The sequence below is a fragment of the Sulfitobacter sp. 15WGC genome, assembly GCF_005068605.1.
GTDB lineage: Bacteria > Pseudomonadota > Alphaproteobacteria > Rhodobacterales > Rhodobacteraceae > Sulfitobacter > Sulfitobacter faviae.
In genome coordinates this window covers 63,833-71,092 of sequence record NZ_SZNL01000016.1, presented here as the reverse complement: position 1 = coordinate 71,092, position 7,260 = coordinate 63,833, and the positions used below count along the sequence as shown (strand labels likewise).

Genomic DNA, 7,260 nt, shown 5'->3' with positions numbered 1-7,260 from the left:
GGCGTGGGCCGCGACGTGGAAGGGCTGCGCGCCGATGGCAGTGTCTTCCCGCTGCATCTTTCCGTGGGCCGCGCCGATATCTCGGGCGAGGTCGCCTTTGTCGGCATTATGCACGATCTGTCGCGCCGAAAAGCCGCCGAGGAGGCCAGCGCCCGCTCGCAACGGATGGATGCCATCGGCCAGATGACCGGCGGCATCGCGCATGATTTCAACAACCTTCTGACGGTCGTGATTGGCAATCTGGAACTGCTGGAGATGTCGGAAACCTCGGCCAAAAGCGGCGCGCTGATCTCGGACGCGTTGGAGGCGGCAGAGATCGGCGCGGACCTCACCTCGCGCCTGATGGTCTTTGCCCGCAAGACAACTTTGAACGCGGCGGAGATCGACCTTAACGCCGAAGTCTCAAAAGCCGTGGCGATGCTCAAACGTACCATCGGCGCGCATATCGCGGTCGAGACGGGCTTTGCCGAGGATCTTTGGCTGGCCAAGGTCGACGCCACCCAGCTTCAGACTGCCGTGCTCAACATCGCGCTCAATGCCCAAGACGCCATGCCTTCGGGCGGTAAAATCACGCTGGAAACCCGCAACATGCAGCTCGACGACACCTATGTCGCACAAGAAATCGGCATCGACATGGGCAACTACATCCGCCTGTCGATCGCGGACACGGGCGAAGGCATGTCTGCTGAGACCCGCACCCGCGCGATGGAGCCGTTTTTCTCGACCAAACCGGTCGGCCAAGGCACGGGGCTGGGCCTGTCGATGGTTTACGGCTTCATCAAGCAATCCGGCGGGCATATCGCGATCTACAGCGAATTGGGCAAGGGCACGACGATCAGCCTCTATTTCCCCGCCCTCGTGGACAGCACCAGCGCGCGGACGGCCTCCAGCGACGCGCCAGAGCAGCACGCCGGGATCGGCACCGGCCTGCGCGTGCTGCTGGTCGAGGATGACCCGATGGTCCTGCGCCTGTCGGAGCGACGGCTGGAGTCGCTGGGGTTCGACTGCGTTACGGCGACCACCGGCGATGCGGCTTGGGACATCCTGCAAGACCGCGATGACATCGACGTGGTTTTTACCGATCTGGTGATGCCGGGGGAGTTGTCGGGCCATGCGCTGGCCAAACGGGTCGCGGCGGAAATGCCCGATCTGCGGATATTGATCACCTCGGGCTTTTCCGAAAACGTCCTGCGCGGCGAGGAAGAGAGCCATGCCTTCTCCCTCTTACGCAAACCCTATAGGCAAGCGGATCTGGCCGAAGCGTTTCGCGCCTTGTTACAGGATTAAACCGAGGTGGCGGTGGGGCTTTCGGTCAACACATAGCCCACCCCGCGCACCGTTTTGATCAATAGCGGACGCGCCGGATCACGCTCGACCTTCTTGCGCAGCCGTGCCACTTGGTTGTCGATGGTGCGGTCCAAGGGCGCCCAATTCTGCCCGTCGATCAGATCCATCAACCGGTCGCGTGACAAGGGTTTTTTCGCGTGGTTCACAAAGGCGGCCAAGAGTTTGAAATCAGCCGTGGTCAGATCCCCCTCCTGCCCGTTCCGGCCCACCAGCAGCATCCGGTCGAGGTTGATCTTCAACCCGTCGAGCGCAAGCCAAGGGTCGGCGCTTTGCGGCGCGGGCGTCTCCGCCTCGCGTTTGCCGCTTCGCCGCAGGACGGATTTGACGCGGGCCAAGACCTCACGCACATGGAAGGGTTTGGTCAGATAGTCATCCGCGCCCAGCTCCAGCCCGACAACGCGGTCGATCACATCGTCCTTGCCCGTCACCATGAAGATCGGCACGTCATGATCGCGGCGAAGGTCGCGCGCGATGTCCAGCCCGTCCTCCGCGCCGAGGTTCAGATCCAAGGTCACCAGATCGAATGCCTCCGCCGCGAAGGCCGCGCCCACGCTCTGCGCGTCATGCGCCTCGGTCACAAGGTAGCCGTCGCTTTCAAGGCAGCGCCTCAGAAGCGTCCGGATCTTGGCATCGTCATCAACAACAAGGATCTTCTTCGCGGTCACGCCCATCACCCCAAAAGTTGCGTTTGTATAATCCGCAACCCAAGCGAGCACCACCCGCCACGCCATTCCCTGCGACAAAGCGTTACAAATGGATACGAGACCAAAGGTCGTTCTGCGACATGCGCTTGAGAATGTGACGGCGCCGCAGAAAGGACGATCGCATGTACGTGACGCTATCCAATGAGTTCACCCCCGCAACCAAAGTGCCCGAGGCGCAGCTTTGCTCCCGCACCCCCGCCGCGCAATCGCCGCGCAGGCGGCAGGCGGTCGGCAGCCATCTGTTTCGCGAGGGCGATATCGCCAACCATATCTATGAGATCACCTCGGGCGTCTTTCGCCTGACCCGCGTGCTCGACAACGGGCGGCGGCAGGTCATCGCCTTTGGCCTGCCCGGCGACATCATCGGCTTTCCCAATGGCGCGCTCCATCACAGCGATTGCGAGGCGATCCAGACGGCAGAGGTGATCGCCCACCGCCGCCATGCGCTCGACGATTTCGAGGGGGATCACGAGACGCATAAACGGCTGTTGAACGCCGCCCTGCGTGAGATTTCGGCGATGCAGGATCACTTCATGATGCTGGCGCGCAAATCTGCGCTGGAAAAGGTTGCCTCCTTCCTCATCACGCTGGCGGAGCGCACCGGCAGGCCGATCGGCAATTACACCACCTGCGCCCTGCCGATGACCCGCAGCGACATCGCGGATTTCCTCGGCCTGACGATTGAGACGGTGAGCCGCACCCTGACCCGCCTGCGCAAGCAAGATATCATCGCGCTCGAAACCTCTCAGACCGTGCTGATCAAGGATATGGACGCGCTCATCTCGGCCTCACAGGCTGCCGACTGACAGCAGTCTTCTATTGAGCTAAGAAAACGCGGGTCTCGGCCCGCGTTTTGCGTTTCTAGGTCGCCTTTTCGGAATCGCGCTGTTGGGTGTCCCCATTAGGCGCGCCATTCTCCAGCAAAATCCGCGCCGCGTCTCCTTCGAGGTCATCGTACTGCCCATTGCGCAGCGTCCAGAGACAGGCCGCAAGCCCCGCCGCGCCAAGACAGACGGAGACGGGGATGAGAACGATCAGGATATTCATCGGCGCACCGCATTCAAAACCACGAGGATAGACGAGGAAGACATCACCGCCGCCGCCATCAGCGGGGTGGCGAAGCCCATGACCGCCACCGGGATGGCGACCGCGTTATAGGCGGCAGCCAGCCCGAGGTTCTGGCGAATACGGCTGCGCGCCCGGCGGGCCAGCCGCAGGGTATCGGCGACCGCCGAAAGATCACCGCCCAGCATCACCCCGTCTGAGGCGACCCGCGCGGCATCCAGCGCCGTAGCAGGCGCGAGAGAGGCATGCGCCCCCGCAAGCGCCGCCGTGTCATTCAGCCCGTCGCCCACCATGAGCACCCGCTTGCCCCGCGCAGCCATGTCGCGAACCAGACCGGCCTTATCCTCAGGCCGAACGGCGGCATGAACCGTGGCGATCCCGAGGGTTTCGGCCAATACTTCTGCACGCTGCGCGGTATCGCCGGTGACCATCGCCACCTCCATCCCACGCCCGCGCAGGGCGCTGACGACTTCCGCCGCCCCGACGCGGGGCGTCTCGGACAGGGGCAAGGGAATAGAGCGGTCCGGCAGATACAGTTCCGGCCCTTCCTGCCCGCGACGCAGAGAGACCAGCGCCCCGTGCCAAAGGCCGCAGACGCCCTCGCCCGGCACCTCTTGCAGGTCGCGCAGATCGGCGGGCATCTGCCCCTGCAACGCCGCCGCCAAGGAGCGCGAGGCGGGGTGGTCAGACGCCTGCGCGAGGGCAAGCGCGACCGATGCCGCCTCTGCATCAAGCGCGGGCAGCCGCGCGACGCCTTCGGTCAACGTGCCGGTCTTGTCGAAGAGAACCGTGTCGATCTCGGCCAAACGCTCCAACGCCGTGGGGGATTTCAGCAACACGCCCGCGCGGAACAAACGCCCGGTCATCGCCGCCGTCACCGCCGGAATGGCCAGCGCCAGCGCGCAAGGGCATGTGATAATCAGCGTCGCCGTGGCCACCGCAATCGCGTGATAAAGGTCCCCCGTCAGCGCCCACCAGACCACGAAAGCCAGCGCCGCCAGCCCATGCACCACCGGCGCGTAAAGCCGCGCGGCGCGGTCGGCGATCCCGCTGTAGCGGTGTTTGCCGGTCTCAGCGACCTCGACCAAAGCCGCAAGGCGGCGCAGGGTGCTGTCCTCGGCCCGGCGGGCGACCCTTAAGGTCAGCGGCGTGCCAAGGATTACCTCGCCCGCGCAGATCGGCCGCCCGTCGCCACCGCGACGGGGTCGGCCTCTCCGGTCAGGGCGGAGCGGTCCACCATCACCGCGCCCAAGGCGATGCCATCCACCGGCGCGCGCGCCCCGGCAGCGAGGGCGATGCGGTCATCGGGCATCAGGGCGCTGACGTCCACCGTCTCACGCCCCGTCGCGGTCAGACGGGTCGCGCGGGGCAGTTCCAGCGCCGTTAACTCCGCCGCGGCGGAACGTGCTGTGGCCCGCGCGCGATGCTCTAGATAGCGGCCCACCAGCAGGAAAAAGGTCAGCGAGAGCGCCGCATCGAACCAAGTATGCGCCCCGGTGGCGGCGAAAGTCTCATAAAGCGAGGTTGCCGCCGCCAGCAGGATCGCCAGCGCAATCGGCACATCCATATTCATTCGGCCCGCCCGCAGGGCGATCGATGCCGAGGCGAAGAAGGGCACCGCCGAAAAGGCCAAGGCGGGCAACGCGATGGCGGCAGAGACCCAGTGAAACATTTCGCGCGTGATATCGCCCGCTCCGGACCAGACCGCGACGGAGACCGCCATCACATTCATCATGGCAAAGCCCGCCACGGCGGCGCGGGCCAACAGACGGCGGCCCGTGTCATCCCCCGCAGGCCGCAGGGCGGTCGCGTCCAGCTCATGTGCCTCAAAGCCCGCGTCGTTCAACGCCTGAAGCGCGGCGCTGGCGTCATACCCGGGGCTCAGCACGATCCGCACCCGTTTGGCCCCAAGGTTCACCCGCGCGGCTTTGACCGAGGGCAAGCGGGCCAAGACCCCCTCGACCCCCGCAATACAGGCCGCGCAACGGATCTGCGGCAGGGCGAGATGGATGGCCTTGTCGTTCTCCGCAATGTGCTGCGCCGCGGCCTCGGCCGAGGGGGTGCCTGCGATACAGCCGGGACAGGCGGCGACGGTCATCGTCTCACCTGCAAAGGAATGCGGCGGCGAAAGAGCGTGCCATCGGCGGCGCGCATCTCGATCCGCAGGTTCCAGTTGCCGGGGCCTGCGGTAACGGGCGCGGTCCACGCATGGCCATCCCAGGCGAAGTCGGGTGTCATGTCATCCGCCACGGTGGTCGCCCGGCCCAATGTCGCCGCGATGATCTCGGGCTGCACCACGCCATTGGCATCCTGCACCGCCAAGCGGAGCGCATCCCCCGTCAACTCGGTCTGCACCGCCCAGCCGAGCGCTTCTTGCGCCGCGCGGTCGCTGTCAAAATTTTGCGAGGCGACGTAGCTCGATTCGGTTTCCTTGCCCGGGAAGGTGCGCACCGCGTTGAAAGCGAGCGCGAGGTTCACCGCGATGATGATGGAAAACCCGCCCACGAAGATCGCCAGCACATGCCAGCCTGTCAGGGGGCGCCCCCGTTGCAATTGCGCTGCGGTCATTGGCTGTCCTTTCCGTTGAAAATCGTGTCACCAAAGGCCCGCTCGCCCGAGCGGACGTCTTCGACCCAGAACCGCAGATCGCTGCGCGGCGCGGTGGCGGCGTCACTCTGCGGCAGGGCGATGACATAGACCCGTTGCAGGCGGGTGGTGTCTGCGGGCACGGAAACCACCGAGCCCGCCGCCCCCTCGACGCTGAGGTCCAAACCGCGGTCTCCGGCGAGAGACAGCCGGAAATCCCGTGCCTCCCCATGTTTGTTGCGCAGGCGGATGTCATAGGCGTTGCGGATCGACCCGTCCGAGAGGGTGACGAAGGTCGGATTGCGCACCGGCGCCACGGTCATGTCGATCTCGGGCCGGATGAAGAGCGCCACGACAAGCGCCACACCAATGGCGGCCCAAGCGGCGGTATAGATTAAGGTACGCGGGCGGAAGACATGCTGCCAAAGCGGCTTGGGCTGCCAGGGCGGCGCAGTGGCCCCGGCGACGTCACCGGCAGGCGCTTCCGCAAAGCCCGCCACGGCGGCGCTTTCCTTGGGCGCGGTGGGCGGCTCATCATCCAGCGCGAGATAGTCGATCAGCCCGCGCGGTCGGCCAATCTTGGCCATCACATCGTCGCAGGCGTCGATGCAGAGCGCGCAGGTAATACATTCCATCTGCTGGCCTTCGCGGATGTCGATCCCCATCGGGCAGACCGCGACACAGGCGTTGCAATCAATGCAATCGCCCAAAACCTCGCCGTCCCGCGATTGGCGGTCGCCCGCGGTGTTTTTGTCGAGCGCCGCACCATAGCGGGCCACCGCATCGCCGCTGCCGATCGCCTCTGCCGCCGCTTTCTGGCGCTTCACCCCGCCCTTGCCCCGCGGCTCGCCCCGCCATTTGCGGTAGCCGACGGTCAGTGTGCCGGGGTCCATCATCGCGCCTTGGATACGGGGCCAAGGGCACATGTAGATGCAGACCTGTTCGCGCATGAAACCGCCAAAGATGAAGGTCGTGGCCGTCAGCACGGCGATGGTGGCATAGGCCACGGGGGCGGCTTGCAGGGTCACGAGGTCACGCGCCAGACTTGGCGCATCGGCAAAGTAAAAGACCCAAGCCCCGCCTGTCGCCACCGCGATCAACAGCCAGACCACCCATTTCGCCCCCCGCAGCCGCGCCTTGCGCAGGCTCCAGGGGGCGTTGTGCAGACGGATACGCGCGTTGCGGTCGCCTTCGATCCAACGCTCCACGGTCATGAAGAGATCGGACCAGACGGTCTGCGGGCAGGCATAGCCACACCAAACCCGCCCCAGAGCGGAGGTGAAGAGGAACAGCCCCAGCCCCGCCATGATCAGTAGCCCCGCCACGAAGTAGAATTCATGCGGCCAAATCTCGATCCAGAAGAAATGAAAGCGCCGGTTCGCAAGATCGACCAGAACCGCTTGGTCCGGCAGGTTCGGCCCCCGGTCCCAGCGGATCCACGGGGTGATGTAATAGACCCCCAGCGTGAGGATCAGGATCACCCATTTCAACCAACGAAAGAACCCGCTGACCCGGCGGGGAAAGATCGGCTCGCGGGCGGCGAAAAGCGGGGGGGGCG

The 7,260-nt window shown here is 65.3% G+C and carries 6 protein-coding genes and 1 pseudogene; 2 read left to right on the top strand and 5 right to left on the bottom strand.

The genetic code is table 11. The features are described 5' to 3' along the window. Nucleotides 1-1,287: ATP-binding protein (locus tag FCK22_RS13880; protein ID WP_136720509.1), on the top strand; the 1,287-nt coding region annotated here is incomplete at its 5' end. On the opposite strand, the gene FCK22_RS13875 is transcribed toward FCK22_RS13880, so the two are convergent. Next, nucleotides 1,284-2,018 carry a response regulator gene (locus FCK22_RS13875; protein WP_067267919.1) on the bottom strand — a complete coding sequence of 245 codons (735 nt, stop codon included), beginning with the start codon at nt 2,016-2,018 and terminating at the stop codon, nt 1,284-1,286. The two genes, FCK22_RS13880 and FCK22_RS13875, sit on opposite strands and share 4 nt — an antisense overlap. Before the next feature lie 155 nt (nt 2,019-2,173). Here FCK22_RS13875 and FCK22_RS13870 point away from each other — a divergent pair, with 155 nt between their 5' ends. Continuing rightward, nucleotides 2,174-2,857: a helix-turn-helix domain-containing protein gene (locus FCK22_RS13870; protein ID WP_067267904.1), complete on the top strand. Its 684-nt coding sequence runs from the start codon at nt 2,174-2,176 to the stop codon at nt 2,855-2,857. Between the two features lie 55 nt (nt 2,858-2,912). On the opposite strand, the gene ccoS is transcribed toward FCK22_RS13870, so the two are convergent. The 4 genes and pseudogenes from ccoS to ccoG form a co-directional block, all read right to left on the bottom strand. Continuing rightward, nucleotides 2,913-3,098, bottom strand: coding sequence for a cbb3-type cytochrome oxidase assembly protein CcoS (ccoS, locus tag FCK22_RS13865; protein WP_067267906.1), 186 nt, complete (start codon nt 3,096-3,098; stop codon nt 2,913-2,915). Beyond that, nucleotides 3,095-5,214: pseudogene (locus tag FCK22_RS13860) on the bottom strand (heavy metal translocating P-type ATPase). The gene ccoS and the pseudogene FCK22_RS13860 overlap by 4 nt, the downstream one beginning before the upstream one ends. Then, complete coding sequence (locus FCK22_RS13855) at nt 5,211-5,684, bottom strand: FixH family protein (protein ID WP_067267908.1); 474 nt, start codon at nt 5,682-5,684, stop codon at nt 5,211-5,213. The pseudogene FCK22_RS13860 and the gene FCK22_RS13855 overlap by 4 nt, the downstream one beginning before the upstream one ends. Continuing rightward, a partial coding sequence (gene ccoG / locus FCK22_RS13850) for a cytochrome c oxidase accessory protein CcoG (RefSeq protein WP_136720508.1) occupies nt 5,681-7,260 on the bottom strand: 1,580 nt, incomplete at its 5' end. The genes FCK22_RS13855 and ccoG, both read right to left, overlap by 4 nt.

Excerpts from the sequence above, each read along its gene's own strand:
- FCK22_RS13855 (WP_067267908.1), bottom strand. The coding sequence starts at position 5,684 with ATGACCGCAGCGCAATTGCAACGGGGGCGCCCCCTGACAGGCTGGCAT.
- FCK22_RS13870 (WP_067267904.1), top strand. The coding sequence starts at position 2,174 with ATGTACGTGACGCTATCCAATGAGTTCACCCCCGCAACCAAAGTGCCC.
- ccoS (WP_067267906.1), bottom strand. The coding sequence starts at position 3,098 with ATGAATATCCTGATCGTTCTCATCCCCGTCTCCGTCTGTCTTGGCGCG.
- FCK22_RS13875 (WP_067267919.1), bottom strand. The coding sequence starts at position 2,018 with ATGGGCGTGACCGCGAAGAAGATCCTTGTTGTTGATGACGATGCCAAG.